This window comes from Caballeronia sp. INML3B (assembly GCF_023631305.1).
Classification (GTDB): Bacteria; Pseudomonadota; Gammaproteobacteria; order Burkholderiales; family Burkholderiaceae; genus Caballeronia; species Caballeronia turbans.
In genome coordinates this window covers 130,083-155,166 of record NZ_JALQDI010000015.1, presented here as the reverse complement: position 1 = coordinate 155,166, position 25,084 = coordinate 130,083, and the positions used below count along the sequence as shown (strand labels likewise).

General features: G+C 64.5%; 20 protein-coding genes. 14 read left to right on the top strand and 6 right to left on the bottom strand.

The features are described from left to right. Positions 1–129 precede the first annotated feature (129 nt). Positions 130–1,182: a sugar ABC transporter substrate-binding protein gene (locus tag NCS58_RS09820; protein ID WP_061119719.1), complete on the bottom strand. Its 1,053-nt coding sequence runs from the start codon at positions 1,180–1,182 to the stop codon at positions 130–132. A 201-nt stretch (positions 1,183–1,383) separates the two neighbouring features. Between NCS58_RS09820 and NCS58_RS09815 the strand changes: the two genes are divergently transcribed. The 4 genes from NCS58_RS09815 to NCS58_RS09800 all read left to right on the top strand — a co-directional run bounded on the left by NCS58_RS09815 (position 1,384) and on the right by NCS58_RS09800 (position 4,561). Beyond that, complete coding sequence (locus NCS58_RS09815) at positions 1,384–2,262, top strand: MurR/RpiR family transcriptional regulator (protein WP_061119718.1); 879 nt, start codon at positions 1,384–1,386, stop codon at positions 2,260–2,262. Then, positions 2,252–3,256 carry an inositol 2-dehydrogenase gene (gene iolG / locus NCS58_RS09810; protein WP_250538398.1) on the top strand — a complete coding sequence of 335 codons (1,005 nt, stop codon included), beginning with the start codon at positions 2,252–2,254 and terminating at the stop codon, positions 3,254–3,256. The genes NCS58_RS09815 and iolG overlap by 11 nt, the downstream gene beginning before the upstream one ends. Then, positions 3,253–4,269, top strand: a complete 1,017-nt coding sequence (locus NCS58_RS09805) for a Gfo/Idh/MocA family oxidoreductase (RefSeq protein ID WP_250538337.1) — start codon at positions 3,253–3,255, stop codon at positions 4,267–4,269. Before iolG ends, NCS58_RS09805 begins: the two co-directional genes overlap by 4 nt. Positions 4,270–4,333: 64 nt before the next feature. Continuing rightward, a complete protein-coding gene (locus NCS58_RS09800; RefSeq protein WP_035509205.1) occupies positions 4,334–4,561 on the top strand; it encodes a sulfurtransferase TusA family protein in 228 nt (75 codons plus the stop codon). A gap of 81 nt (positions 4,562–4,642) precedes the next feature. On the opposite strand, the gene galU is transcribed toward NCS58_RS09800, so the two are convergent. Together galU and NCS58_RS09790 are read right to left on the bottom strand one after the other, a co-directional pair. Then, positions 4,643–5,524: a UTP--glucose-1-phosphate uridylyltransferase GalU gene (gene galU, locus NCS58_RS09795; protein WP_061119715.1), complete on the bottom strand. Its 882-nt coding sequence runs from the start codon at positions 5,522–5,524 to the stop codon at positions 4,643–4,645. 78 nt (positions 5,525–5,602) lie between these two features. Then, the gene (locus tag NCS58_RS09790; protein ID WP_250538334.1) at positions 5,603–8,470 is read right to left on the bottom strand and encodes a valine--tRNA ligase; all 2,868 of its coding nucleotides are present in this window, start codon (positions 8,468–8,470) and stop codon (positions 5,603–5,605) included. Between the two features lie 196 nt (positions 8,471–8,666). Between NCS58_RS09790 and NCS58_RS09785 the strand changes: the two genes are divergently transcribed. The 5 genes from NCS58_RS09785 (at position 8,667) to NCS58_RS09765 (ending at position 14,701) form a co-directional block, all read left to right on the top strand. Beyond that, positions 8,667–11,033 (top strand): UvrD-helicase domain-containing protein, encoded by a 2,367-nt coding sequence (locus NCS58_RS09785; RefSeq protein WP_250476838.1) that lies wholly within the window; start codon positions 8,667–8,669, stop codon positions 11,031–11,033. 2 nt (positions 11,034–11,035) lie between these two features. Next, positions 11,036–11,788 (top strand): 5'-methylthioadenosine/adenosylhomocysteine nucleosidase, encoded by a 753-nt coding sequence (locus NCS58_RS09780; RefSeq protein WP_086961307.1) that lies wholly within the window; start codon positions 11,036–11,038, stop codon positions 11,786–11,788. Positions 11,789–11,920: 132 nt separating this feature from the next. Further along, positions 11,921–12,187: a hypothetical protein gene (locus NCS58_RS09775; protein ID WP_061119711.1), complete on the top strand. Its 267-nt coding sequence runs from the start codon at positions 11,921–11,923 to the stop codon at positions 12,185–12,187. Next, on the top strand, positions 12,184–12,663 hold the full coding sequence (locus NCS58_RS09770; RefSeq protein WP_250538332.1) for a hypothetical protein: 480 nt from the start codon (positions 12,184–12,186) through the stop codon (positions 12,661–12,663). Before NCS58_RS09775 ends, NCS58_RS09770 begins: the two co-directional genes overlap by 4 nt. A gap of 145 nt (positions 12,664–12,808) precedes the next feature. Continuing rightward, positions 12,809–14,701 (top strand): propionate--CoA ligase, encoded by a 1,893-nt coding sequence (locus NCS58_RS09765; protein ID WP_061119709.1) that lies wholly within the window; start codon positions 12,809–12,811, stop codon positions 14,699–14,701. Positions 14,702–14,777: 76 nt separating this feature from the next. Here the strand turns inward: NCS58_RS09765 and NCS58_RS09760 are convergent, their stop codons facing one another. Then, the gene (locus tag NCS58_RS09760) at positions 14,778–16,034 is read right to left on the bottom strand and encodes an MFS transporter (protein WP_250538330.1); all 1,257 of its coding nucleotides are present in this window, start codon (positions 16,032–16,034) and stop codon (positions 14,778–14,780) included. Positions 16,035–16,374: 340 nt separating this feature from the next. On the opposite strand from NCS58_RS09760, the gene NCS58_RS09755 reads away from it, so the two are divergent. Together NCS58_RS09755 and NCS58_RS09750 are read left to right on the top strand one after the other, a co-directional pair. Next, positions 16,375–18,039 carry a methyl-accepting chemotaxis protein gene (locus tag NCS58_RS09755; protein WP_061119707.1) on the top strand — a complete coding sequence of 555 codons (1,665 nt, stop codon included), beginning with the start codon at positions 16,375–16,377 and terminating at the stop codon, positions 18,037–18,039. 155 nt (positions 18,040–18,194) lie between these two features. Continuing rightward, positions 18,195–18,638, top strand: a complete 444-nt coding sequence (locus NCS58_RS09750) for a hypothetical protein (protein ID WP_061119706.1) — start codon at positions 18,195–18,197, stop codon at positions 18,636–18,638. Between the two features lie 35 nt (positions 18,639–18,673). On the opposite strand, the gene NCS58_RS09745 is transcribed toward NCS58_RS09750, so the two are convergent. Beyond that, the gene (locus tag NCS58_RS09745; protein WP_061119705.1) at positions 18,674–20,146 is read right to left on the bottom strand and encodes an HDOD domain-containing protein; all 1,473 of its coding nucleotides are present in this window, start codon (positions 20,144–20,146) and stop codon (positions 18,674–18,676) included. Positions 20,147–20,287: 141 nt separating this feature from the next. After that, positions 20,288–22,183, bottom strand: coding sequence for a bifunctional diguanylate cyclase/phosphodiesterase (locus tag NCS58_RS09740; protein ID WP_250538329.1), 1,896 nt, complete (start codon positions 22,181–22,183; stop codon positions 20,288–20,290). A gap of 461 nt (positions 22,184–22,644) precedes the next feature. On the opposite strand from NCS58_RS09740, the gene NCS58_RS09735 reads away from it, so the two are divergent. From NCS58_RS09735 to NCS58_RS09725, 3 genes are all read left to right on the top strand, one after another. Then, a complete protein-coding gene (locus NCS58_RS09735) occupies positions 22,645–23,943 on the top strand; it encodes an EAL and HDOD domain-containing protein (RefSeq protein ID WP_061119703.1) in 1,299 nt (432 codons plus the stop codon). Positions 23,944–24,009: 66 nt separating this feature from the next. After that, positions 24,010–24,549 carry a peroxiredoxin gene (locus NCS58_RS09730; RefSeq protein WP_409241818.1) on the top strand — a complete coding sequence of 180 codons (540 nt, stop codon included), beginning with the start codon at positions 24,010–24,012 and terminating at the stop codon, positions 24,547–24,549. Positions 24,550–24,588: 39 nt separating this feature from the next. Then, positions 24,589–25,071 carry a hypothetical protein gene (locus NCS58_RS09725; protein WP_250538327.1) on the top strand — a complete coding sequence of 161 codons (483 nt, stop codon included), beginning with the start codon at positions 24,589–24,591 and terminating at the stop codon, positions 25,069–25,071. Positions 25,072–25,084: the final 13 nt, after the last annotated feature.

Below are 25,084 nucleotides of genomic sequence, written 5' to 3'. Positions count from 1 at the left end.
AAGTTCAGTTCAGCGGCGATGCGCGCGCCCCTGCCGCGTCCGCGAACGGACGCAGTAAGACACAGTGGACTTGAGAAAAGCGGGCGGTTCCTGGCTTACCGAAGCCGCCCGAAGAAGGTCATGCCGGGATCAACGATATTGACCGGCGTACTTCACGACCTTGTCGAGATTTTCTTTGGTGATGAAGCCCGGACCCGAACGAATGTTCCTGGGGCCGTACGACGGTTCCAATCCGTAGGTTGCGAGGCGTGCCTTGAACTTCGGATTCGCTTCGAGAATCTGGCGGATCTTCGCCGGATCGGTGGTGTGCTCCTTGTGGACGATCGCGAGTACCGCCACCGGGATATAGCCTTGCAGATACGGCTGCTGATCGATCGCGAACTTGATCGTGCCGTCCTTGATCGCTTTCGCGATGTCATCGGAGAAGTCGAAGGTAACGAAATAGACCTTGTTTTGCAGGCCCATTTGGGCGACTGCCTTGAGCGTCGCGGAAGCGGGCGTCGGTCCGAGCGTGAGGATCGCTTGCGTGTCCGGATGATTGCGCAGGAACGCCGAGACTTTCGACTGGATCTCGGTCGGGTCCTGGCCCGAATCGAGCGTCGCGGCCTTGTAGTCGACACCGAGCGCATCGGCGAAACCGCGGCAGCGATCGAACGAAACCGTGTTCGTCGCGATGTGGTTCACGCACAGAAACGATTTGATGCCCGCGGCCTTCGCCTTTTCGCCCGCCGCCTTGCCCGCGACATATTCGGGCTGGCCGACGTGCATGATCGCGCCCAGTTGCGCGCTTTGTTCTTCGGTGCCCGAGTTGATCGTAACGAGTGGAATCTTCTTCGCGGTGACCTTGTTGAGCGAACTCTTCAGCACGTCGAAGTCGGCGATGGTGGTGATGACGCCGTCGTAGTTGCGCGCGGCGGCCTGCTCGATCAGACGCGACATGTCCGCGATATCGCCGTTCGGCGGATTGCGGTAGTCCGTCTGCACGTTGAAGTCTTCATCCGCCTGCTTGATCGCGTTCTTGATGGTGTTCCACCAGGAATCCGAATCCGGCGCGTGGCTGATCAGCACGAACTTCGCGTCGGGCGCCGCGTGAGCGGGACTCGCCGCCATCAACGTTGCGCTGCACAACGCAGCAGCAGCCACCAGCGCGCGCAGCGCGGCCCGACCGTTGCAAAGGGTCATTGTCTCCACCTATCTCGGTTGTTGTTTGGTGTGATGTCTCGCGAGCCGACCTTTTGATGTGCCGTGCTCAGGACCAAGAGTAGGTCAGTTTTCGGTGGTCTGCAACAGATATTTTATTGGTGCGGCAAATGGAAAATACATTCCAATTTGCTTGCCGCGTTCCTATAATCGGTTCTACGACGAACATCGAAAGAGCCTCTGATGGATGACGCCAGCACCGACGTACAAAGCGTCGACGAACTCATGCAGCGGATCACCGACGCGTACGACTCCCTGCCGCGCCAGTTGAAGAGCGTCGCGAGCTACATCGAACAGCATCGCCAGAGCGTGATGATGGATCGCACGAGCGATATCGCGAGTGCATGCGGCGTGCACGCGTCCGCGGTCGTGCGTTTTGCGCAGCGCTTCGGCTTCTCCGGCTTCTCCGACTTGCAGGCCGTGTTCAGGCAGGCCTACACGGGCGCGGGCGGCTCGCAGCAGAGCTATCAGCAGCGCATCCGCAAGCTCATCGACGAGAAGGCGGGCGAGGCGTCGGGCCTGTCGGTGGCGCGCGAGTTCATCGCGGCGAGCCGCACGGGTCTCGACGAGCTCGAAGCCGGCCTCGACGACGCGCAGTTCGAAGCCGCCGTCGACATGCTTTCGCAAGCCGAGAACATCTATGTGATCGGCGTGCGCCGGTCGTTCGCGGTGGCAAGCTACATCGTCTATGCATTGCAGCACACGAAGAAGCGCGTGCATCTGATTTCGGGCTTCGGCGGCATGTTCCGCGAGCAGGTCCGCAGCGTGAAGAAGGGGGATGTGGTGGTCGCGATCAGCTTCGCGCCCTACGGCAAGGAGACGCAGTACTGCGTGCGCGCCGCGCAGCATCACGGTGCGAAGACCCTCGTCATCACCGATAGCCAGCTTTCGCCGCTCGCGCGTCACGCGAGCGCGAGCCTGTTCGTGAAGGAAGGCAGCGCGTTCGCGTTCCGTTCGCTCACGAGCACCATTTGCCTGTGCCAGGCGTTGTTCATCGCGCTCGCGTACCGGCTGGAGTTGAACGTCGAGGAATCCAAGGAGACAGGTGGCTATGACGATTGATGTGGCGGTGTTCGGGGCAGGGCGCATCGGCAAGATCCACGCGGCCAATCTCGCGCGGCAGTCGGGCGTGCGTTTGAAATACGTCGTCGATGTGAATCGTGACGCGGCGTGCGCGTTGGCGGCTTTATATGGAGCGCAGGTCGCCGACGTCGACGGCGCGATGGGCGATGCCTCCGTCGCTGCGACCGTCGTATGTTCGAGCACGGACACGCATGCGGATCTGATTCTCGCCTCCGCGGCGCAGAAGAAGCATGTGTTCTGCGAGAAGCCCGTCGATCTCACGATCGAGCGCGCGCGTGCGTGCGCCGATGCTGTCGCGCAAGCGGGCGTCGTCTGCATGATCGGCTTTCAGCGCCGCTTCGATCCCACGTTCTCGGCGCTGAAGACGCGCATCGATGCGGGCGAGATCGGCGAGCCGGAGATGCTGATCGTCACGAGCCGCGATCCGGGCGCGCCGCCGGTCGAGTACATCAAGCATTCGGGCGGCATCTTCAAGGACATGCTGATCCACGACTTCGATATCTTCCGCTGGATTCTCGACGACGAAGCCGACACGCTGCACGCGACGGGCAGTTGCCTGAGCGATCCGGCCATCGCCGATGCGGGCGATATCGATTCGACGGCAGTGACGATTCGCACGAAGCGCGGGCGTCTGTGCCAGATCAACACGGCGCGGCGCGCGGCGTATGGCTACGATCAGCGCTTCGAGTTGCTCGGCAGCGCCGGCATGCTGCAAGCGGGCAACGTGCGGCCGACGGAAGTCACCGCCTATACGACAGCGGCGGTCTCGAGCGACAAGCCCGAAGCGTTCTTTCTGGAGCGCTATCGCGCGGCCTACGCGGCGGAAATCGCGCATTTCTTCGATGCGGTCGAGTCGGGCAAGCCGGTGCGTACCACGGTCGCGGACGGATTGAAGGCGCTGGAACTGGCCGAAGCCGCGACGTTGTCGTGGCGCGAGAAGCGCATCGTCACGTTCGGGGAGAACGTCGCATGAATCCGCTGCGCGTCGGTATCGTCGGACTGGGGCGGCTCGGGCTCCGGCATGCGGAAAATCTCGCGTGGCACGTGCCGGGCGCGAGACTCGTCGCGGCGTGCAGCCCGGTGAAGGAAGAGCGCGCGTGGGCGGCGGCGTCGTTGCCCGAGTTGTCGCTCCATGCGGACTACGACGAACTGCTCGCGGACGCTTCCATCGACGCGGTGTGGCTCGTCACGCCCACGTCGCTGCATGCGCGGCAGATCATCGCCGCATTGCGCGCGGGCAAGCACGTGTTCTGCGAGAAGCCGCTGTCGCTCGATCTCGCCGAATGCGACGCCGTGCTGGAAGAACATGCGCGTCATGCGCATCTGCATGTGATGATCGGCTTCGTGCGGCGCTTCGATGCGAGCTATCGCGATGCGTTCGACGGCATCGCGAAAGGGGCGATCGGCCGGCCCTTCATGGTGCGCTCGCAGACCTGCGACAAGAACGATCCGGACGGCTTCTTCGTGCGATTCGCGCCGACATCGGGCGGGCTCTTTCTCGATTGCAGCGTGCATGACATCGATCTCGCGCGCTGGCTGCTCGGCAATCCGCGCGCCCGGCGCGTATATGCGAGCGGCACCATTGCGATTCACGACGGCTTGCGCGAGTGCGGCGACATCGACAACGGCGTGGGCACCATCGAGTTCGAGGACGGGCGGATTGCGGTGTTGTACGCATCGCGCACGATGGCGCATGGGCACGACACGCAGACGGAGGTGATCGGCACGGCGGGCGCGCTGTCGGTGGGGCGCAATCCGCGCGCGAACCGCGTCGAGATCGCCGATGCAAACGGTATGCGCAATGCCTGCACGCCGACGTTCTTCGAGCGCTTCGAGGATGCGTTTTTGCGCGAGGCACAGGCGTTCGTGGCGTTGCTCGCGGACGGGAGACCGACCGGGCTCACACTGGAAGATGCGCGGGAAGCGACGCGTATCGGCATCGCGATGCGGCAGGCTTATGAAAGCGGGCGGGCGGTGGAGTTGTGACTGCTGCGCTAGAATCGAACCTTCACCGAGCGCTCACCCACAGGCAAAGAAAGGTTCAATCGCGATGGAAGTTCACAAGGAAGTCGACGCGCGCGGGCTCAACTGTCCGTTGCCGATTCTGCGGGCCAAGAAGGCGCTCGCCGACATGACGAGCGGTCAGATTCTGAAAGTGCTCGCAACCGACCCGGGATCGCAGCGCGATTTCGCGGCGTTCGCCAAACAGACCGGCAACGAGATCGTCGAGTCGACGTCGCAGGACAAGACGTTTATTTTTCTGATGCGTCGTCGCTGAAAGAGACAAACAGGCGTCCAAAGACAAAATGCCCGTCACGCAGGTGACGGGCATTTTTGTTCAACCGGATCGGCCAGTGCTTCAGCCTTCGAGAATCGGCGCGCGGTTGCGCAGGTATTCCTCGAAATCGGCCTTCACTTCCGGATGACGCAGGGCGAACTCCACCGTGGCCTTCAGATAGCCCAGCTTGCTGCCGCAATCGAAACGGGTGCCGTGGTACTTGTACGCGAGCACTTGCTCGTCCGACAGCAGGGATTGGATCGCGTCCGTCAGTTGCAGTTCGCCGCCCGCGCCCGGCTTCAGCGCGCGGATGTGATCGAAGATGCGCGGCTTGAGCACGTAACGGCCGACCACGCCCAGGTTCGACGGCGCCACGGCCGGTTCCGGCTTCTCGACGATGCCCGCGAGCTTGAAGATATTGTCTTCCCACTCCTTGCCGTCGATGACCCCGTAAGACTTCGATTCCTCAGGCGGGATTTCTTCGACGCCGATCACCGAGCTGTGATAGTGGTCGAACACTTCGATCATCTGCGTCATGACGGGCGGCTTGCCGTACAGCAAGTCGTCCGCGAGGATCACGGCGAACGGGTTGTCGCCGACGAGCTTCTCGGCGCACAGCACCGCGTGGCCGAGACCGAGTGCTTCGGCCTGACGAACATAAAAGCAGTCCACGTGGCTCGGCTTGATGCTGCGCACGAGCTCGAGCAGCTTGTCCTTGCCGCGCGCCTCGAGTTCCGCTTCGATCTCATAGGACTTGTCGAAATGGTCTTCGATGGCACGCTTGCTGCGACCCGTCACGAAGATCATTTCTGTAATGCCGGCCGCCATCGCTTCCTCGACCGCGTACTGAATCAGCGGCTTGTCCACGACAGGCAGCATTTCCTTCGGGCTTGCCTTGGTCGCCGGTAGGAACCGCGTGCCCAGACCCGCGACGGGAAAAACCGCTTTGGTAACTTTTAGCATGTGATGACCCTGATCCTCTTAATCATTGAAACGTCGAGACAACCGGAACGGATCGATAAATGATTCGAACCCCCAATTTCAGGCGGGCAGACGCAATAATTGGGCCTGAAGTTTCTCGATGGTGGTTCCGTATTCTGCCAGCCTTTTGCGCTCCTGTTCAACGACGGCCGCCGGTGCTTTTGCAACAAAGCTTTCATTCCCCAGCTTCGCGTTACATTTAGCGATCTCGGCATTCAGCCGGTCCACTTCCTTCGTCAGACGCTCACGCTCCGCGGCGACATCGATCTCGACTTTCAGCACGAGCTTGCTCGTGCCGACGATCGCGACCGGCGCGCCATGAGCCTCTTTGTCGAGGGCGGCTTCGTCGTCGATGATCTTCACTTCGGAAAGACGCGCGAGGGCGGCGATATACGGCGCGAACGTGGTGAGGCGCGCCGCGTCGCCGTGCGCGAGCAACGGCACCTTCACCGCGGGCGACAGATTCATTTCGCCACGCAGATTACGACATGCATCGATGACACTCTTCAGTTCGGCGGCCCACTGTTCCGCGGATTCGTCGATCTTTTTCTGCTCGGCGCGCGGGTAGGGCTGCGTCATGATCGAAACGTCGCCTTCCTTCGCGCCCGACGGGAACGCGTCGGTCAGCGGAGCGACCTTCTGCCACAGCGCCTCGGTGATGAACGGAATGATCGGATGCGCGAGGCGCAGCACCGTTTCCAGCACGCGCAACAGCGTGCGGCGCGTCGCGGTCTGCTGTTCCGGCGTGCCGTTCTGGATTTGCACCTTCGCGAGTTCGAGATACCAGTCGCAGTATTCATCCCACACGAACTTGTAAATCGCGTTCGCTACGTTGTCGAATCGGTAGTCCGCGAAGCCCTTCTCGACTTCCGCCTCCACGCGCTGAAGCAGCGACACGATCCAGAAGTCGGCCTGCGAGAAATCGGTGTAGCCGCCCGGACCGCAATCGCCCGGCTTGCACGCGCCCGGATTCGCGAAGCCGCAATCGTGGCCTTCGCAATTCATCAACACGAAACGCGTGGCGTTCCACAGCTTGTTGCAGAAGTTGCGATAGCCCTCGCAGCGCGCGAGGTCGAAGTTCACGTTGCGGCCGAGCGTGGCCATCGACGCCATCGTGAAGCGCAGCGCATCCGTGCCGAACGACGGAATGCCTTCGGGGAATTCCTTGCGCGTCTTCTTCTCGATCTGCGCGGCGGCCTTCGGGTTCATGAGGCCCGTCGTGCGCTTCGCGACGAGCGATTCGAGATCGATGCCGTCCACGATGTCGATCGGGTCGAGCGTGTTGCCCTTGCTCTTCGACATCTTCTGACCTTCGGCGTCACGCACGAGGCCGTGCACATAGACGGTGTCGAACGGCACCTTTCCGGTGAAATGCGTCGTCATCATCACCATTCTGGCGACCCAGAAGAAGATGATGTCGAAACCGGTCACGAGCACGGAAGAGGGCAGGAATGCCTCGAGCTCCTTCGTCTTGTTCGGCCAGCCGAGCGACGAGAACGGCACGAGCGCGGAGGAGAACCACGTGTCGAGCACGTCTTCATCGCGCTTGAGCGGGCCTTTGTAGCCTTGCGCGTCGGCATCGGCGCGGGCCTCTTCCTCGGTCTTCGCGACGAAGATCTCGCCGTTCTCGCCGTACCACGCGGGAATCTGATGGCCCCACCACAACTGACGCGAGATGCACCAGTCCTGAATGTTCTCGAGCCACTGATAGTACGTCGTGGTCCAGTTCTCCGGCACGAACTTGATCTTGCCGCTTCTCACGACATCGAGCGACGTCTCCGTGATCGACTTGCCCGGATTGAACGTGCCTTCGGGCGCGGGCTTGGTCATCGCGACGAACCATTGGTCCGTGAGCATCGGCTCGATCACGACCTGCGTGCGATCGCCGCGCGGCACCATCAGCTTGTGCGGCTTGACGGATTCGAGCAGGCCGAGCGCTTCGAGATCCTTCACGACCTCCTTGCGCGCATCGAAGCGGTCCATGCCGCGATACTTCTCGGGCGCGTTGTCGTTGATCTTCGCGTCGAGCGTGAGGATCTCGATCTGCGGCAGCTTGTGGCGCTGGCCGACGGCGTAGTCGTTGAAATCGTGCGCGGGCGTGACCTTCACGACGCCGGTGCCGAATTCGCGATCGACGTATTCATCGGCGATGACGGGGATTTCGCGATCGCAAAGGGGCAGCACGACCGTCTTGCCGATCAGATGCTGATAGCGCTCGTCATCCGGATGCACCATCACGGCGACGTCGCCGAGCATGGTTTCGGGGCGCGTCGTCGCAACCGTCAGATGGCCGGAGCCGTCCGGCAGCGGATAGCGGATATGCCACAGGCTGCCGTTCTCTTCCTCGCTCACCACTTCGAGATCCGACACGGCCGTGCCGAGCACCGGGTCCCAGTTCACGAGACGCTTGCCCCGGTAGATGAGGCCTTGCTTGTAGAGCGTGACGAATACGACACCCACGGCGGCCGACATCTTGTCGTCCATCGTGAAGTACTCGCGCGACCAGTCGATCGACGCGCCGAGGCGGCGCACCTGATTCGTGATCGTCGAGCCGGACTGCTGCTTCCATGCCCAGACGCGCTTCAGGAATTCCTCGCGGCCGAGGTCGTGGCGCGAGACGCCCTGCGCGTCGAGCTGGCGCTCGACGACGATCTGCGTCGCGATGCCCGCGTGGTCCGTGCCCGGCACCCACAGCGTGTTCTCGCCGAGCATGCGGTGATAGCGCGTGAGACCGTCCATGATGGTCTGGTTGAACGCATGCCCCATGTGCAGCGTCCCGGTGACGTTCGGAGGCGGCAACTGGATGGAGAAATTCTTCGCGCCTTCTTTGAACGTGGGCGCGCAAAGGCCGCGTTTTTCCCATTCCGGGCCCCATTGGGACTCGATCTTTTGAGGCTCGAAGCTCTTCGCAAGCGTGCTGTCGCTCATTTGTGGAATCTGCCGAAAAATGCGTGAAAAAATGCGGGGGAATCCCCAATTATAAGGTTCCGCGCGGTCCGTCGGACGAATTCGGGCCGTGGGCGGGCGCGCTGCGGCAGCCGGCGACTCCATCAGCGCGGTCTTATAATGACCGGCCCGTCGCCAGAATTATTTCTGGCCCGCTCTCCTGCCGCTGCACTTTCCCATGCCCGACCTGCTCGCGAATCTGAACCCCGAACAACTTGCCGCCGTGACGCTGCCGAACGAGCCCGCGCTCATTCTCGCGGGCGCCGGCAGCGGCAAGACGCGCGTGCTCATCACACGCATCGCATGGCTGATCCAGCAGGGCTATGCGTCGCCGCCGACGGTGCTGGCCGTCACCTTCACGAACAAGGCCGCGCGCGAAATGATGGCGCGTCTCTCCGCGCTTCTGCCGATCGACACGCGCGGGATGTGGATCGGCACCTTTCACGGCCTGTGCAACCGCATGCTGCGCGCGCATTACCGCGACGCCGGCCTGCCGCAGGCCTTCCAGATCCTCGATACGGCCGACCAGCTTTCGGCCATCAAGCGTCTGATGAAGGGCCTGAACGTAGACGACGAAAAGTATCCGGCGAAGAACCTCCAGTACTTCATCAACAACGCGAAGGAGCAGGGCTTGCGTCCGAAAGACGTCGATGCCACCGACGCGTTCAACCGCAAGTTCGTCGAGCTCTACGAAGCTTACGATCAGCAATGCCAGCGCGAGGGCGTCGTCGACTTTCCGGAGCTGCTGCTGCGCTGTCATGAGCTGCTCGCGCACAATCCGCCGCTGCGCGCGCACTATCAGGCGCGCTTTCGCAACATTCTCGTCGACGAGTTTCAGGACACGAACAAGCTGCAATATGCGTGGCTGAAACAGCTCGCGGGCGAGCACAACGCGATCTTCGCGGTCGGCGACGACGACCAGTCGATCTACGCATTCCGCGGCGCGAACGTCGGCAACATGCACGACTTCGAGCGCGAGTTTCGCGTGCGCAATCTCATCAAGCTGGAGCAGAACTACCGCTCGCACGGCCACATTCTCGATACGGCGAACTATCTCATCGCGAACAACGCACGGCGGCTCGGCAAGAATCTGCGCACCGACGCGGGCCACGGCGAGCCGGTGCGCGTCTACGAGGCCGCCACGGATTCGCAGGAAGCGGGCTGGATCGTCGAGGAGATCAAGGCGCTCATCAATACGGGCGTGTCGCGCGGCGAGGTCGCGGTGCTTTATCGCAGCAACGCGCAGTCGCGGACCATCGAGCATACGCTCGTGAACGCGGGCATTCCGTATCGCGTGTATGGCGGCCTGCGCTTTTTCGAGCGTCAGGAAGTGAAGCATGCGCTCGCGTATCTGCGTCTGATCGACAACCCGAACGACGACACCGCGTTCGCGCGCGTCGTCAATTTCCCGACGCGCGGCATCGGTGCGCGTTCCATCGAGCAACTGGCCGACGCGGCGCGTCTCTACAACTGTTCGATGGCCGCCGCCGTGCCGTATGTCACCGGCAAGGCGGGCTCGAGCCTCGGCGCGTTCGCGACGCTCATCGCAAAGATGCGCGCCGAGACGCAGCAGATGAGCCTGCCGGAAACGGTCGAATACGTCGTGCGCGCGAGCGGTCTCGCCGCATTCTATGAAACCGAGCGCGAAGGGCAGGATCGTCTCGAGAACTTGCAGGAACTCGTGAACGCCGCGGCTGCGTTCGTCAGCGAGGAAGGGTACGGCCTCGACACGCCCGCGCGCTCGATTCCGCTGCGCCCGGGCGCGACATCGGCGCCGGAGATCGCGGCGGTGAGCGAGGACGGCGAGATCGAAGTGCTCGATGCGCCCGGCATCGCCGATCCCGCGCAGAATCCCGACACGATGACGCCGCTCGCCGGTTTTCTGTCGCACGCGTCGCTCGAAGCCGGCGACAACCAGGCGCAGGCCGGCCAGGACGCCGTGCAACTCATGACGGTGCACGCGGCGAAGGGCCTCGAGTTCACGGCGGTGTTCATCACCGGGCTGGAAGAAGGTTTGTTCCCGCACGAGAACAGCGCGCAGGAATCGGACGGGCTGGAGGAGGAGCGGCGTCTCATGTACGTGGCGATCACGCGGGCGAAGGAGCGGCTTTATCTGTCGTTCGCGCAGAGCCGCATGCTGCACGGTCAGACGCGCTACAACATCCGCTCGCGTTTCTTCGATGAACTGCCGGAAGGCTCGCTCAAGTGGCTCACGCCGAAGATCGAGGCGGGCGCGCGCTGGGGCGGACGCGCCGACAACGCCGGCTGGGGCCGCGACTGGTTCGCGCGTCCCGGCCAGGAACGCGGGGGTTCGACCTACGGCGGCAGCCAGGCGAGCGCCACGCTGCCCGCGTTCGCGAACGAGCAGCGCGCGGCCGAGTCCGGCTTCAAGGTCGGCCAGGCCGTGTTTCACACGAAGTTCGGCGAAGGCACCGTGACGGCGCTCGAAGGCTCCGGCGGCGACGCGCGCGCGCAAGTGCGCTTCAAGCGCCACGGCGAAAAATGGCTCGCGCTCTCGGTCGCGAAGCTCCAGGCCGTGGAATGAGCATGAAGCGGCTCGGGATCATGGCGGCGCTGCCGCAGGAACTAGGCGATCTGATCGCGCAGATGCAGGCGGCGGGCGAGGTTCGCACGGTCACGCTCGGGCGGCGCGAGTACTACGTCGGCGAGGCGCATGGCCGGGCCGTCGTGGTCACACTGGCGCGCATCGGCAAGGTCGCCGCGGCGGCGACCGCGAGCGCGCTGATCCACGTCTTCGAGGCCGATGCCATCGTCTTCACCGGCGTCGCGGGCGGCGTGCGGGCGGATGTGCAGGTAGGCGACGTCGTCGTCGCGGATGCGTTGATGCAGCACGATCTCGATGCATCGCCGCTCTTTGCGCGCTACGAAGTGCCGCTGCTCGACCGCGCCGGGTTCGACGCCGATCGCCCGCTTTCCGATGTACTCGCCGCGGCCGCCGGCGCGTTCATCGCCGAGGAGGGCGGCGCGCTGTCGGAACGCTTCGCCGTCGCCGCGCCGCGCGTGCATCGCGGGCTCGTTGTGAGCGGCGATCGCTTCATCGCGAGCCACGACGCGCTCTTCGCATTGCGCGCAGCCTTGCCGGACGCGCTCGCGGTCGAAATGGAAGGCGCGGCCATCGCGCAGGTCTGCTACGAGCACGACGTGCCGTGCGCGGTAGTGCGCACGATTTCCGATACGGCCGACGCTGCCGCGCCCGCATCCTTCGCCGAATTCCTGACGTCGATCGCCGCGACTTACTCGTCGGGCATCTTGTCGCGGTTCTTGCGCGCCGCCGCCTGATTCATCGCCAACGCTCGCATTCCAGTAGTCCTCGTTTTCATCGAAAATTCCCGCTTGTAGTTGAGAATGATTCTCAATACAATGAGTCGCTCGACGTGAGGCAGTCATCGAGCAAACGGGAGGTCCGACGACATGACCAACGATTTCACCGCCAGCGGCATCACGGGCAAAGAGCGCCCGCCGCGCGAGATGGACGAGCGTTGCGCGATTTCGACGAACGCCGCCAAGGTTCTCGAAACCACGCGCCGCGCATGGAGCGAAGCGGCCACTCAGGCGCCGAAGGAAGCGACGCGTCGTCCGCCGCGCGTCACGCAGCCCAGGAAACGCGTGACGCCGCGGCGTTCGCGCTGGCCGTCGCTCGTCGCCGCGCTGAACTACTGGAGCCCGAAACCGCTGTGAACGCCGCCGATTCCACTTCGACACCCGTCACGCTGCCCTCGCTCGCACTCGACGAGCGCCTTTTCGATGCGAGCCGATTCCCGCTCGTGCGCCTGCGTCCTCGCGCCGTGAAACCGGGTTACGCGTTCGCATGGAGTGCGCAGATGCGACGCCTCCTGGCGCTCGCGACGCCCTTCGTGCTGGTGGCCGAGCACGACGAGAACGAAACCGCCGACGACGCGCGTCTGCGCGCCGCCTGGATGCGCACGCATCGCGCGATGCTCGCCGCATATTGCCGCGGCCTGATCGTGATCGAGCCGCGCATCGCGGCGCGCGCAACGACGCGCGAAACGCTGCGCACGCTGACCGAGGGCAGCGGCGTGCGCATGGTCGTCGTGTCGAGCATCCGGGTCGCGGGCGAGCTTGCGCCCGTGCTGCTCAAGCATGCGGCCGCCGCGCCCGCGCCCGTTCCCGCCACGCGCAGCCGGGCGATCTGACGAGCGGACCGATCAGGGCGCGCCCTGTCTAGCAAGCGTTCGATGGCTGCTCTATCCTGTGTCGACCGGAGCGGGCGCTTCAGCGCCTGTTCCGGTCCCATGCACCGCATTCAAGCCAGCCAACGCCGCTTTGCAGAGGACGCGCATGCCGACTTACCAGGAAGCGTATCGACGGTCGATCGAGGAGCCCGAAGCGTTTTGGGCCGAACAGGCCCGACGCATTCATTGGCAGACGCCATTCGATCAGGTGCTCGACCGCAGCAAGCCGCCGTTCGCGCGCTGGTTCGTCGGCGGCAAGACGAATCTGTGCCATAACGCGGTGGACCGGCATCTGGCCTCGCGCGCGCAACAGGACGCGCTCGTCTATGTCTCGACGGAAACGGGCATCGAGCGCCGCTACACCTACGCCGAGCTGCATGCGGAAGTGAACCGGATGGCCGCCGTCATGCGTTCGCTGCATGTGGCGAAGGGCGACCGCGTGCTCATCTATCTGCCGATGATCCCCGAAGCGCTCTTCGCGATGCTCGCGTGCGCGCGTATCGGCGCAATTCATTCGGTCGTGTTCGGCGGCTTCGCGGCGCCGAATCTCGCGGCACGCATCGATGACGCCGAGCCTGCGCTCATCGTCACCGCCGATGCCGGCGCGCGCGCGGGCAAGGTGATCGACTACACGCCGCTCGTCGACGAAGCCCTGTCTCGCGCCGAATACAAGGTGCCGCAGGTGCTCCTGATCGACCGTCAGCTCGCGCCCGAGCGTCTGCAGGCGAGCTATCTCGTCTCGTACGAGCCGCTGCGCGAGCAATTCTTCGATGCCCACGTCCCCTGCGAATGGCTCGAATCCAACGAGCCTTCGTACGTGCTTTACACGTCCGGCACGACGGGCAGGCCGAAGGGCGTGCAGCGCGATGTCGGCGGTTACGCGGTGGCGCTCGCCGCATCGATGGAGCACATTTTTCAGGGCGCGCCGGGCGACACGATGTTCACCGCATCGGATGTCGGCTGGGTCGTCGGGCACAGCTACATCATCTATGCGCCGCTGATCGCCGGACTGACGACGGTGATGTACGAAGGCACGCCGATCCGTCCCGACGGCGGCGTCTGGTGGCGGCTCGTCGAGCAGTACAAAATCAACCTGATGTTCACCGCGCCGACTGCGATTCGCGTGCTCAAGAAGCAGGACCCGGCGCTGATGGAGAAATACGATCTGTCGAGTCTGCGCACGCTGTTTCTCGCGGGCGAGCCGCTCGACGAGCCGACCGCGCAGTGGATCCAGAGCGCGTTGAAGAAGCCCGTCATCGACAACTACTGGCAGACGGAAACCGGTTGGCCGATGATCGCGATTCCGCGCGGCATCGAGGAATTGCCGACGAAGCTCGGCTCGCCGGGCGTGCCGTCGATGGGCTTCGACCTCAAGCTGCGCAACGAAGCAACGGGCGATACATGCGCGCCGGGCGAGAAGGGCGTCGTCACGCTGTCGTATCCGTTGCCGCCGGGCTGCATGCAGACCGTGTGGCGCGATGACAAGCGTTTCGTCGATACGTACTGGAAGAGCGTGCCGGATCAGATGGTCTACTCGACCTTCGACTGGGGCGTGCAGGATGAAGACGGCTACGTGTCGATTCTCGGGCGCACCGACGACGTGATTAATGTCGCGGGGCATAGACTCGGGACGCGCGAGATCGAGGAGGCGCTGTCGGCGCATCCGGCCGTGGCCGAAGTCGCGGTCGTCGGAATTGCGGATTCGGTGAAGGGCCAGGCCGCGGCGGCGTTCGTCGTGCTGCGCGATGCGGATCGCATCAATGCGCCGGGCGCGCGCGAGGGCATGGAGGCGGAGCTCTGTCACGCGGTGGATTCGCAGCTCGGGGCGATCGCGCGTCCGGCCAGAGTCCATTTCGTGACGATGCTGCCCAAGACGCGCTCGGGGAAGCTGCTGCGAAGAGCGATCGCGGCGCTCGCCGAAGGGCGCGATCCGGGCGAGTTGCCGACCATCGAAGATCCGGGCGCGTTGATGCAGGTGAGAGAAGCGCTGGGAAACTGAGTGCCTGAAGCGCGAAGGGCGCGCGATCCGCTGAAGGACCGGCGCGCCCGCCGCGATGCATCACGCCATGTTGCGATCAGCCCTTCGCATGCGCCTCATGCGTCTTCGGCAGCAACACCGTCAGGACGCCGAGCAACGGCAGGAACGCGCAAACCTTGTACACGTAGTCGATGCTGGTGGTATCGGCGAGATGCCCGAGCACCGCCGCGCCCACACCGCCCATCCCGAAGGCGAAGCCGAAGAACAGGCCCGCGACCATTCCGACCTTGCCCGGAATCAACTCCTGCGCATACACGAGAATCGCCGAGAACGCCGAGGCCAGCACGAGCCCGATGATCACCGACAGCACGCCCGTCCAGAAGAGATTCGCATAAGGCATCAGCAGCGTGAACGGCGCGACGCCGAGAATCGATACCCAGATCACCGCCTTGCGCCCGACCTTGTCGCCGACCGGCCCGCCGATGATCGTGCCCGCCGCCACCGCCGCGAGGAACACGAACAGGTGAATCTGCGCGGCCTGCACCGACAGGCCGAACTTGCTGATCAGATAGAACGTAAAGTAACTGGTGATGCTCGCGAGATAGAAGTACTTCGAGAACACGAGCAGCACGAGCACGCTCATTGCCATGATGACCTTGTTGCGCGGCAGCGTGGCATGCGCGACCTGCGCGCGGCCCTTCTTCGTCGCCGGATGACGCTTGTACCAGCGGCCGATGTTGGCCAGCACGAACATCGCGACGAGCGCCGCCGCCGAAAACCACGCGATGCTCTTCTGCCCGTGCGGGATGACGATCAGTGCGGCGAGCAGCGGCCCGAGCGACGAGCCCGCGTTGCCGCCGACCTGAAAGAGCGACTGCGCGAGGCCGTGCCTGCCGCCCGACGCCATGCGCGCGACCCGCGACGACTCCGGATGAAACACCGACGATCCGCAACCGACCAGCGCCGCGGCGATCAGCAGCGTGCCGAAATTGCCCGCGACCGACATCAGCAAGAGACCCGACAGCGTGAAGCCCATGCCGACGGGCAGCGAGTAAGGCTTCGGGTGCTTGTCCGTATATAACCCGACGAGCGGTTGCAGGAGCGAAGCCGTGACCTGATACACCAGCGTGATGAGGCCGATCTGTCCGAACGAGAGCGCGAACTCGCTCTTGAACATCGGATAGATCGCCAGAATCAGCGACTGGATCATGTCGTTCAAAAGGTGCGAGAAGCTGATCGCGCCCAGAACGGAATACACGGTGCGTTGCGTGCCCGTGCTCGCGGAACCCGCGGCGGCGGCGCCGGCCGGTGCGCCGGAAGGCGACAAAGCGCCCTTGTCGATGCTCGTTTGCATGATGAATGGCAGAAAAGAAGCGGAAAACGTCCCAGGTTTTTGATCTCTTTCAGTGCGACATTTATGCGCAAGCTGAATTTCTGACAAGTTTAGGCTGTCCCCGTTGCGTTGTCCTGCCAAGCTTTGTCGCGAATCGGACACGATAACCGGCGCGTGTCGCGGTTGTTTCGTCTTACGCAACGATTTTTGGCCGGTTATAAAAAGCGCGACGGGCGAACGCGTGTTCGCTTCGCCATAAAAAGGCTCAAGAAGCCGGCAAACTTGCCGTACTCCCGGTGGGGACCAGACCAGGGCTTGCCGCACGACGGCTACGCCCGCAGATCAATTCGGGGATCGATCGATGAAACTGTTTTCGCTACGCACCGCAAAAGACGCGGGCTTCGTGGCGCACGCCGACGCCGCGGCGGCTGAAGCACATACGCACGAGCACACGACGAGGCGCGCGCTGTCCGTCAAGGCATCGCTCAGGCTCGCGTTCGGGCTCGTGCTCGCCGGGACGCTTGCCATCGGCGCGATTTCGCTCACGCAGATCAGCCGTCTGAACGGCGCGACCGAATCCATTTACACGCAAGGCTACGTCGCGAGCCGCGCGGCCGAGGAAACGCGCGGTTATCTGCTGCGTGCGAGCCGCTCGCAGAAGATGCTGCTCACCGCGTCCACCGCGAAAGAGCGCGACGATCTTGGCGCGCAGATCGAGCAGTCGCTCGCGGACATCGTGAAGGAGCAGACGCAGCTCGCGCAATATATCGATCACGCCGACAAGGACGCGCTCGCGCAGCAAAAGAGTTTCTCCACGGCGCTCGCGAAGTGGAGCGACAACCTGCGCACCTTCGTCAAGCTCGTGAAAGAGCAGCCGCTCGATCTTTCGCAGATGAACTGGCAAGTCGGCACGCAGGACGTGTCGCTGCTCGTCGAAACGGGCAAGCTCGAAAAGATGGTCGACGATCTCGTCGCGCGCCGTGGCGCCGCGGCCAAGGCGACGATCGATTCCGCCGCGTTCATCTTCCATTCGTCGTTCGTGATGGTCTCGGTGCTGACGCTCGGCTTGCTCGTGCTCGCGATCGTCGTCTCCGAATGGGTCGTGCGCCGTCTCGCCGGACAGCTCGGCGGCGAGCCCGGCTACGCGAAGGACATCGCGCGGCGCATCGCGTCGGGCGATCTCGCGTATCCGGTCAAGCTCAAGCGCCGCGACGATGCCTCGATGCTGCACGCGCTCTCCGAAATGCAGGCGGGCCTTTCGTCGACCGTCGGCGATATCGCCGCGAGCGCGGAGGCGATCGCATCGGCGTCGAGCGAGATTTCCACGGGCAACGTCGACCTGTCGCGCCGCACCGAGGAGCAGGCCGTCGCGCTGGAGAAGACCGCGGCCAGCATGGAGCAGCTCACATCGACGGTGCGTCAGAACGCGGACAACGCGAAGCAGGCGAGCACGCTCGCCGCGAACGCATCGGCGATCGCGGAGAAGGGCGGTGCCGTCGTCGGCCGCGTCGTCGAGACGATGCAGCGCATCGATGCCAGCGCAAAGAGTATCGGCGACATCATCGGCGTGATCGAGGGCATCGCGTTTCAGACCAACATCCTCGCGCTGAATGCGGCGGTCGAGGCCGCGCGCGCGGGCGAGCAGGGGCGCGGCTTCGCGGTCGTCGCGGGCGAGGTGCGCAGTCTCGCGCAGCGCTCGTCGTCGGCGGCGAAGGAGATCAAAGGCCTGATCGATACGTCGGTGTCGCGCGTGTCGGACGGCTCGGCCTACGCGCAGGAAGCCGGCGCGACGATGGAGGAAGTCGTGAAGGCGGTGCGCCGCGTCACGGACATCATGGGCGAGATTTCGGCGGCATCGGCGGAGCAGAAGACGGGCATCGAGTCGATTGGCGAAGCCGTCACGAAGATGGACGCGAACACGCAGCAGAACGCCGCGCTCGTCGAAGAGGCGGCAGCGGCGGCGCAATCGCTCGACGATCAGGCGCGCGCGCTGAAGTCGCTGGTCGGCAAATTCCAGTTGGCCTGACGCAATACGTCGATATAGAATCGCGGACGGGCGCGGCAGGGCGCCCGGTCTCGCGAAAGTCTTACGCACCTGCCACGCCTTGCATCAACTCCGGATGGAACCGCACGTCGACCTTTACAGCCGCAGCGAGAACGGCGCAACAAAGGAACAACGTCATGTGGTCCACATCCTGTCCGATTTCTTCTTCCGTTTCCAACAGCGACTTTCTGCGCGAACACGCGCGGCGTCTGCTTCGCCATGCGCGCGACGGCGACACGAGCGCATCCATGCCCGTCTTGCGCCGCCTGCTCGCGGCAAAAGTCACGCGAGCGGAACGTCTCGCGGATCTGCACGCGATGCGCGGCGATCTGCAACTGAAGCATCTTCTTGCGATGCTCGCCGCCGAACTCGGCTACGCGAGCTGGGACGTCTGTAAGCCCGATATCGACGAACGAGCGGGCGCGATTATCGACCGCTATCGGCTCGACGCCGGCGCGTTCAACGACTACGAAAAGAACTGGTTTGCGAACGAGGCGGACGCGCGGGAATGGCAGCGTGCACACGGCGGCTATATCGTGCGATACGGCGAGCAGGCCGTGGCGATTCTCAAGCGGGAATGAGGCAGAAAGGCTGATGCGCGCAAGAAGGAAGCCGATCAGATCAGCTCGACTTCCTTCCAGTTCGCGCTAAGAAAAAAACGGCTCAGTTCCTTCGTAAGCTCGTTCAGCGCGCTCATCTCGGGTGCCGAGATCTTGCGCACGTGCTGCGGGGAAGTCCAGTCGCCGTAGATGAGCGCGACCGTCGAATCGTTCGATTTCACCGGCAGCAGCACGAAAGCCTGCGCCTCGCCGAGTGTGTCCTTGTACCAGCGCGGCAGGCGCGCGTCGATGCGCGCGTCGTGCGCATTCTCGATGAAGATGCCGACCGGATTCGTGATCGCGAGATGGAACACGTCCGGCCGGAAATCCGCGGAGAAGCGCAGTTGCGGCAGCATCGGCCCGACGCCCCCGCCGAGCGCGAGACGCGCGTGGAACTCGTTGTTGGCCTGGCGCACGAACACCACGGTGCGCGACAGGTGCAGGCTCCCGAGAATCGACTCCGAGGCCATCGAGAGCGCGGGCGCGAGGGCATTTTTCGATGGCAACGCGCGCAAGTCTTCGACGCTCGCACCGATGCGCGCTTGCGCCGATACATTCGCGCGAGCCATGGCATCGGCGTTCGCCTGCAGCTCGGAGATCTCGCGGATCACGCCGTCGCTCGCTTCCTCGTTCGCGAGCGCGAGGCTCATTGCCGTGAGCGTCTCGGCGTCCGTCTGGAGCGGGCCGCTGTAGCGGCTGGCGATATCGACGAGCGCCGATTCGCGGCCGTCCACGGCCACGTTCTGCGTGGTGAGCGCGTCGGCGACCTCGGTCGAATAGTTGGAGATGGCGCGCAGCCAGCGCACGTGCTTCGGCACGGTTTCGTCGACGGGCGCGTTGGGATCGGTCGCGCGCATGCCCTCGCGGATCGTCTCGGGCAGGCGCCAGCGATCCGCCGCTTCGAGGCCGATCTCGTCGAAGGTGACGCCCAGAAGCGCGGCGCACGCGTCGCTGTCCGGAATGTTCTCCGAGGCCGCCTTGCGCCGCAACTGATCCCACTCGTGTTCGAGATAGAACGCGACGAGCAGCTTGCCGATCTGCCGCATCAGCGTGCAGACGACCGCTTCCTCGGCGGAGCGCAAATCCTTGTGCTCGGTGAGCTGCCGCGCGACCGCGCCCGAGAGCAGGGTGCGGTTCAGTTCGAGCTTCGCGTCGATACGGCGCGGCGCGCTCTGATGGAAGTGATCGACGAGCTTCAGTCCCACGACGAGATGGCCGACCGCGTCCATGCCGAGGACCATCAGCGCGCGCGTGACGGTGGTGATATTGCCGCCGAACGCGATGTACATCGCCGAATTGGCGAGGCGCAGCACCTTCTGCGTGAGCCCGACGTCCGACAGCACGACTTGCACGAGCGACGTGAAGTCGAGGTCGTCATCGCTCATCGCGGACACGGTCGAGCGCAGCGCCTGAGACAGCATGGGGAAGTCCCCGCGCTCGCTCATGCGTGCCCACAACTTGTCCAGTAATTCGGCCTTGGTGCGTGCCATTGCTAAAAGTAAGAAGCCTGTTCGTTACGCGACGGCTGACCCGAGGCGGCCCAACAAATTCAATCCACCCTGACAACGAAATGTACACGTTATTAGGGAGTTACGGCGCGTCCTTCGATTAGAACACGAACGATCGCCCGCTCATGATGACTCATGCAGCACGAGCGTATTCGACTGGAACGAGCGCGCCAACTCGTCCGACGGCATCGCGTGGCTGATGAGCCAGCCCTGAATATGGTCGCAGCCGAGGTCCGCCAGCAAATCGCGCTGCGCTTCGGTCTCCACCCCTTCGGCGACCAGTTCCAGCCCGAGCGACTGCGCGAGCCCGACGACCGCGCTCACGATCGCGCGGTTGTTGCGGGACGTAATCAGGTTCTCGACAAAGCTGCGGTCGATCTTGAGCTTCGAAAGCGGAAAACGTTGTAAATACGCGAGGCTCGAATAACCGGTGCCGAAATCGTCCACGGCGAAGCGAATGCCGATCGACCTCAGCGCTTCCAGAAGGCGCGTCGCTTCTTCCGGGTCGTGCATCAGGAGGCTCTCGGTGATCTCGAAGACGAGCCGGCGCGCGTCGATGCCGGTGAGCGCGAGCGCTTCCTTCACCGCCGCGGTGAAGCGCTTGTCGCGGAACTGCTGCGGCGACACGTTCACCGACACGTAATCGAGCCGGATGCCGATCGCATCCCACTGCGTGATCTGCATGCACGCGGCCTTCAGCACCCAGTTGCCCAGATAGTTGATGAGGCCGATCGATTCCGCGAGCGGGATGAACGTCGACGGCGGCACGAGCCCGTGCACCGGATGATTCCAGCGCATCAGCGCTTCCACGCCGACCACCGCGCCCGTGCGGATCTTCGTGATCGGCTGGAAGTACAGCGAGAACTCGCCGTTGCGCACGGCTTCGTACAGATCCGCTTCGAGCTTCAGGCGTTCGGCGTCGGCGGGGTTGTCGTCGATCGTGTGGAAGACGAGCGCGTTGCCGCCCGATTCCTTCGCCTGCGCGAGCGCCTGATCGGCCATGCGCAGCAGACTCGTTTGCGCGCCGCTCTTCGCGTTCTTGCCGCTCTGATCCGGATACAGCGCGACCCCCACGCTCGCCGACAAATGCGTGTGCTGCCCGCGATGCCGATACGGCTGCGCGATCGCGGTGAGCAGGCGCCGCCCGAGACCCTCGGCGAGTTCCGCCGTGGTGCCGGCGGGCAGGAGCACGGCGAATTCGTCGCCGGACACGCGGGCCACGCGCTCCCCGTGCCCGGCCGTGTGCTGGATGCGGCGCGCGGTCTCGCGCAGAAGCTCGTCGCCGGCGTCGTAGCCGAGCGCGCGGTTGATGCGCTGATAATCGTCGATGTCGAGCAGCACGAGTCCGGCGTGCGTGCGCATGAGCTCGGCTTCATCCTGCGCCGCGCTGATCGCCGTCTTGAGCGCAACGAGGTTGTCGAGGCCTGTCAGCGGATCGTGGTTGAGCGCGTGCGTGAGCGATGCCTCGCGCTCCCGCCAGTGCGCCACGTCGAACGCGGCGAGCGCGAAACCGGGCGCGCCGCGCGCGGCCGTCGATACGAGCCGCAGCTCGACGCAGACGGGATAGGTGAGCGACTTCACGACGGTCAGCGTCGCCGATTCGAGCCTGCCGCTCGCGCGCGCCCGGGCGACGAGCGCGTGCAGTTCGTCGGCCTCTTCGGACGCGACGAGATCGTGCAGCGTCAGCATGCTCAGATAGTCACGGTGATAGCCGATGAACTCGATGCTCGCATCCGATACATATTGAAAGCGCAGCGCGTCGTCGAGCTGCGCGAGGAAATCGACCGCGCCGAGCGTCGCTTCGGATGCGCCGGCCAGGGCGGGTGCGGCGGTTACGGCAGTCGCCGCGCTCGTCACGGCGTCGGCGTCGCCGGACGGCTCCGGCGGGCTTGCTTCGGGATGCGCGTCGGGCGCGCGGTCGTGCTCCTTGCGCGCGGTGCTTCCCCATGCGCGCGCGAGCACATCGAGCGCGATGCGCCACGGTGCACGGCGGGAGACATTGATCCGGTTCGCTTGCATGGTCTCGTAGGGTTCTGGCGGCTGCGCTCCCCTTCGTCGGACGAACGGCGGCGCGCGAAACGCCGCGTCTCGCGGGTTCCGGCCGGGACGTGCCGCAATGCGCGCGGCACGCTCTATCAGGCGAGTTATCGGCGTGGTGAGCGATTTCTTTAACCCGTCACGAAGGTGCAACAATTCCGAGAGGGATCAAGTTTGTCCAGGAATTGTCGATATGAAGTTTCATATTATCTGGTCAGGCGAATTCGGTTACAGTGGCGCGTTTTCAGTGAGAACGGTTTCCCCGCGCGTGCGATCGTTGCCGGGCCTTCGTCGCGCTGTTGACCACCAGCATTCCGTTCGCCCCGTTTCCGCCCCATGATCGAATTCACCATGCAGCCGGCCTGCGCCATCGCCAGAATTCCGGAGCCGGCCTTCACGCAAGGCTTTACAGCGCCGCAGCGCGCCTCCGAGCGGTCCGTGCGATGCCCGATTCGTCCGTGAAGCGCGCGGCGCCGGCGAGGCGCGGACAGCGCGTATATGTGGGGCGCCAGCCGATCCTCGACGGCGACGGCGTGCTCGTCGCTTACGAACTGCTCTTTCGCGACAGTCCCGACAATCGCGCGCGCGTTCACGACGACATGCAGGCGACCGCGCATGTCGTCGCGCGCACGATCGGCGAGATCGGCGTGCCGGCGGTCCTCGGGCCGCATCCGGGCTACGTGAACATGAGCCGCGAGCTGCTGTTCGACGACATCGTCCACATCATGCAGCCCGAGCGCTTCGTGCTGGAATTGCTGGAGAACATCGCCTTCGACGAGACGCTCTTCAAGCGCTGCGCGCAATTGCGCAACGCGGGCTTTCGCTTCGCGCTCGACGATGTCGTGCGGCTCGACGATGCGCTGCTCGGCGCACTGCCATCGGTGGATATCGTCAAGGTCGATTTTCTGGCGGCGGATCATGACCATCTGCCCGAACTCGCGGCGGCGGTGAAACGGCGCGGCAAGCTGCTCGTGGCCGAGAAGGTCGAGACGCCCGACGATTTCACGCAAGCGCGCAAGCTCGGCTTCGACTTCTTCCAGGGCTATTTCTTCGCGCGGCCGCAGGTGCTGTCGGCGCGTCGCGCCAGTCCCGCGCGCGGCTCGCTGCTGCGCCTGATGGCCGTGCTCGCGGGGGAGCCCGGCATGCGCGAACTGGAGGCGGAGCTGAAGCGCAACCCGGACATCGTCGTGCAGTTGATGCGCCTCGCCAATTCGAGTGCGCAGACGCGCGGGCGGCGCGTGTCGTCGCTGCGCGAGGCGATCGCGGCGACCGGCACGCGCCAGTTGATGCGCTGGACACAGTTGCTGCTCTACGCCGACGGCAGCGGCCTGCCGTGGCGCTCGGACCCGCTCCTGCAGCTCGTCGGCACGCGCGCGCGCTTTCTGGAGCTCGCGGCCGAAATGCTGCGTCCCGCCGACGAAGCCTTCTCCGATGCCGCGTTCATGACCGGCATCTTCTCGCTCGTGCATGTGGTGCTCGACATGCAGCCGGTGGAAATTCTCGATAAGCTCCATCTGGCGGCGGAAATCCGCGGCGCCATCCTGGCGGGCGAGGGGCCGCTCGGCGCGCTGCTCGGCATCGCGCGGGCGGCGGAGCGGGGCGATGCGTCCGCGATCGACGCGAGCCGGCACGCCCGGCCATCGTTCGAGGCGCTCACGCCCGCCGTGCTCGCGAAACTGCAGTTCGATGCGGCGGCGTGGTTCGCCGGACATCGCATGGATCAGGGCGCGGACGACGCGTAGCACGCCGTCTTCGCATGAACGAGGTCATCGAAAGGAGCGCGCATGAAGAGCAGGATTTCCAGCTTTATGGTGGGTGGTGCCTTTGCGATCGCGGCGGCGATGCATCCGCTCACGGCAGGCGCGACGCTCAAGCCCGGCGATCCCGCGCCCGACTTCACCGCGCAGGCATCGCTCGGCGGCAACGTGTACGACTATTCGCTCGCCGACGCGCTCAGGAAAGGCCCGGTAGTCCTGTACTTCTATCCGGCGGCGTTCACCAAGGGCTGTACGATCGAGGCGCACGAATTCGCCGAAGCGGTCGATCAGTACAAGGCCGAGGGCGCGACGGTCATCGGCGTGTCGCATGACAACATCGACACATTGAAGAAGTTCTCCGTGAGCGAGTGCCGCAGCAAATTCCCGGTCGCGGCGGACGCGGACTCGAAGATCATCCGTTCCTACGACGCCTCCATGCCGATGAAAAGCACGATGGCCAATCGCGTGTCCTACGTGATCGCGCCTGACGGCAAGGTCATCTACGAATACACGAGCCTGTCGCCGGACCAGCATGTCGCGAACACGCTGCAGGCGCTGCGTGACTGGAACGCGAAGCACAAGGCGCAGTGATACGTTTCTGTTTCACCGGTTGAGCGCGCGGGAGACGCCATGCCCATCGTCGTCGGATTGATCGCCCTCGGATTGCTGATTTACGGCGCGATCTGGTCGTTCAACGCGCTTCATGCGCATTTCGGGCTGGGAGTGGCCGTCGCCGTGGCGGTCGTCGTATTGCTCGCGATCGCCGCCGGCGTAATGCGCTGGCTCGCGAGCCGCCGCGAGATCGCGCCGAACCTGCGCAAGGGGGAGAGCGGCGACTGGACGCATGAGCTCAAACGCGACTGGGGCGGCGTGCGGGTCGCGGCGGGCAAGCGTCTGTGCGATGTGCGCGTCGGCGACGAGCGCGGCAGCTATATCTTCGCGGACCTGCGCGGCGCGCGCATGCAGGAGCCGGGCGGCGCAAGCGGCGTGTGGCAGGTGGTGCTCGACGTGCAGGATGCGAAGCATGGCGCATGGAATCTGCCAATGCGCGATCGCGGCGAGGCGCGCAAGTGGGCGCGGATACTGTCCCTCGCGACGCAGCAGAAGCTCTGATGCGGCTCGGAGT

Coding starts and splice junctions, on each gene's coding strand:
- NCS58_RS09820 (WP_061119719.1), bottom strand. CDS start 1,182: ATGACCCTTTGCAACGGTCGGGCCGCGCTGCGCGCGCTGGTGGCTGCT.
- NCS58_RS09815 (WP_061119718.1), top strand. CDS start 1,384: ATGGATGACGCCAGCACCGACGTACAAAGCGTCGACGAACTCATGCAG.
- iolG (WP_250538398.1), top strand. CDS start 2,252: ATGACGATTGATGTGGCGGTGTTCGGGGCAGGGCGCATCGGCAAGATC.
- NCS58_RS09805 (WP_250538337.1), top strand. CDS start 3,253: ATGAATCCGCTGCGCGTCGGTATCGTCGGACTGGGGCGGCTCGGGCTC.
- NCS58_RS09800 (WP_035509205.1), top strand. CDS start 4,334: ATGGAAGTTCACAAGGAAGTCGACGCGCGCGGGCTCAACTGTCCGTTG.
- galU (WP_061119715.1), bottom strand. CDS start 5,524: ATGCTAAAAGTTACCAAAGCGGTTTTTCCCGTCGCGGGTCTGGGCACG.
- NCS58_RS09790 (WP_250538334.1), bottom strand. CDS start 8,470: ATGAGCGACAGCACGCTTGCGAAGAGCTTCGAGCCTCAAAAGATCGAG.
- NCS58_RS09785 (WP_250476838.1), top strand. CDS start 8,667: ATGCCCGACCTGCTCGCGAATCTGAACCCCGAACAACTTGCCGCCGTG.
- NCS58_RS09780 (WP_086961307.1), top strand. CDS start 11,036: ATGAAGCGGCTCGGGATCATGGCGGCGCTGCCGCAGGAACTAGGCGAT.
- NCS58_RS09775 (WP_061119711.1), top strand. CDS start 11,921: ATGACCAACGATTTCACCGCCAGCGGCATCACGGGCAAAGAGCGCCCG.
- NCS58_RS09765 (WP_061119709.1), top strand. CDS start 12,809: ATGCCGACTTACCAGGAAGCGTATCGACGGTCGATCGAGGAGCCCGAA.
- NCS58_RS09760 (WP_250538330.1), bottom strand. CDS start 16,034: ATGCAAACGAGCATCGACAAGGGCGCTTTGTCGCCTTCCGGCGCACCG.
- NCS58_RS09755 (WP_061119707.1), top strand. CDS start 16,375: ATGAAACTGTTTTCGCTACGCACCGCAAAAGACGCGGGCTTCGTGGCG.
- NCS58_RS09750 (WP_061119706.1), top strand. CDS start 18,195: ATGTGGTCCACATCCTGTCCGATTTCTTCTTCCGTTTCCAACAGCGAC.
- NCS58_RS09745 (WP_061119705.1), bottom strand. CDS start 20,146: ATGGCACGCACCAAGGCCGAATTACTGGACAAGTTGTGGGCACGCATG.
- NCS58_RS09740 (WP_250538329.1), bottom strand. CDS start 22,183: ATGCAAGCGAACCGGATCAATGTCTCCCGCCGTGCACCGTGGCGCATC.
- NCS58_RS09735 (WP_061119703.1), top strand. CDS start 22,645: ATGCCCGATTCGTCCGTGAAGCGCGCGGCGCCGGCGAGGCGCGGACAG.
- NCS58_RS09730 (WP_409241818.1), top strand. CDS start 24,010: ATGGTGGGTGGTGCCTTTGCGATCGCGGCGGCGATGCATCCGCTCACG.
- NCS58_RS09725 (WP_250538327.1), top strand. CDS start 24,589: ATGCCCATCGTCGTCGGATTGATCGCCCTCGGATTGCTGATTTACGGC.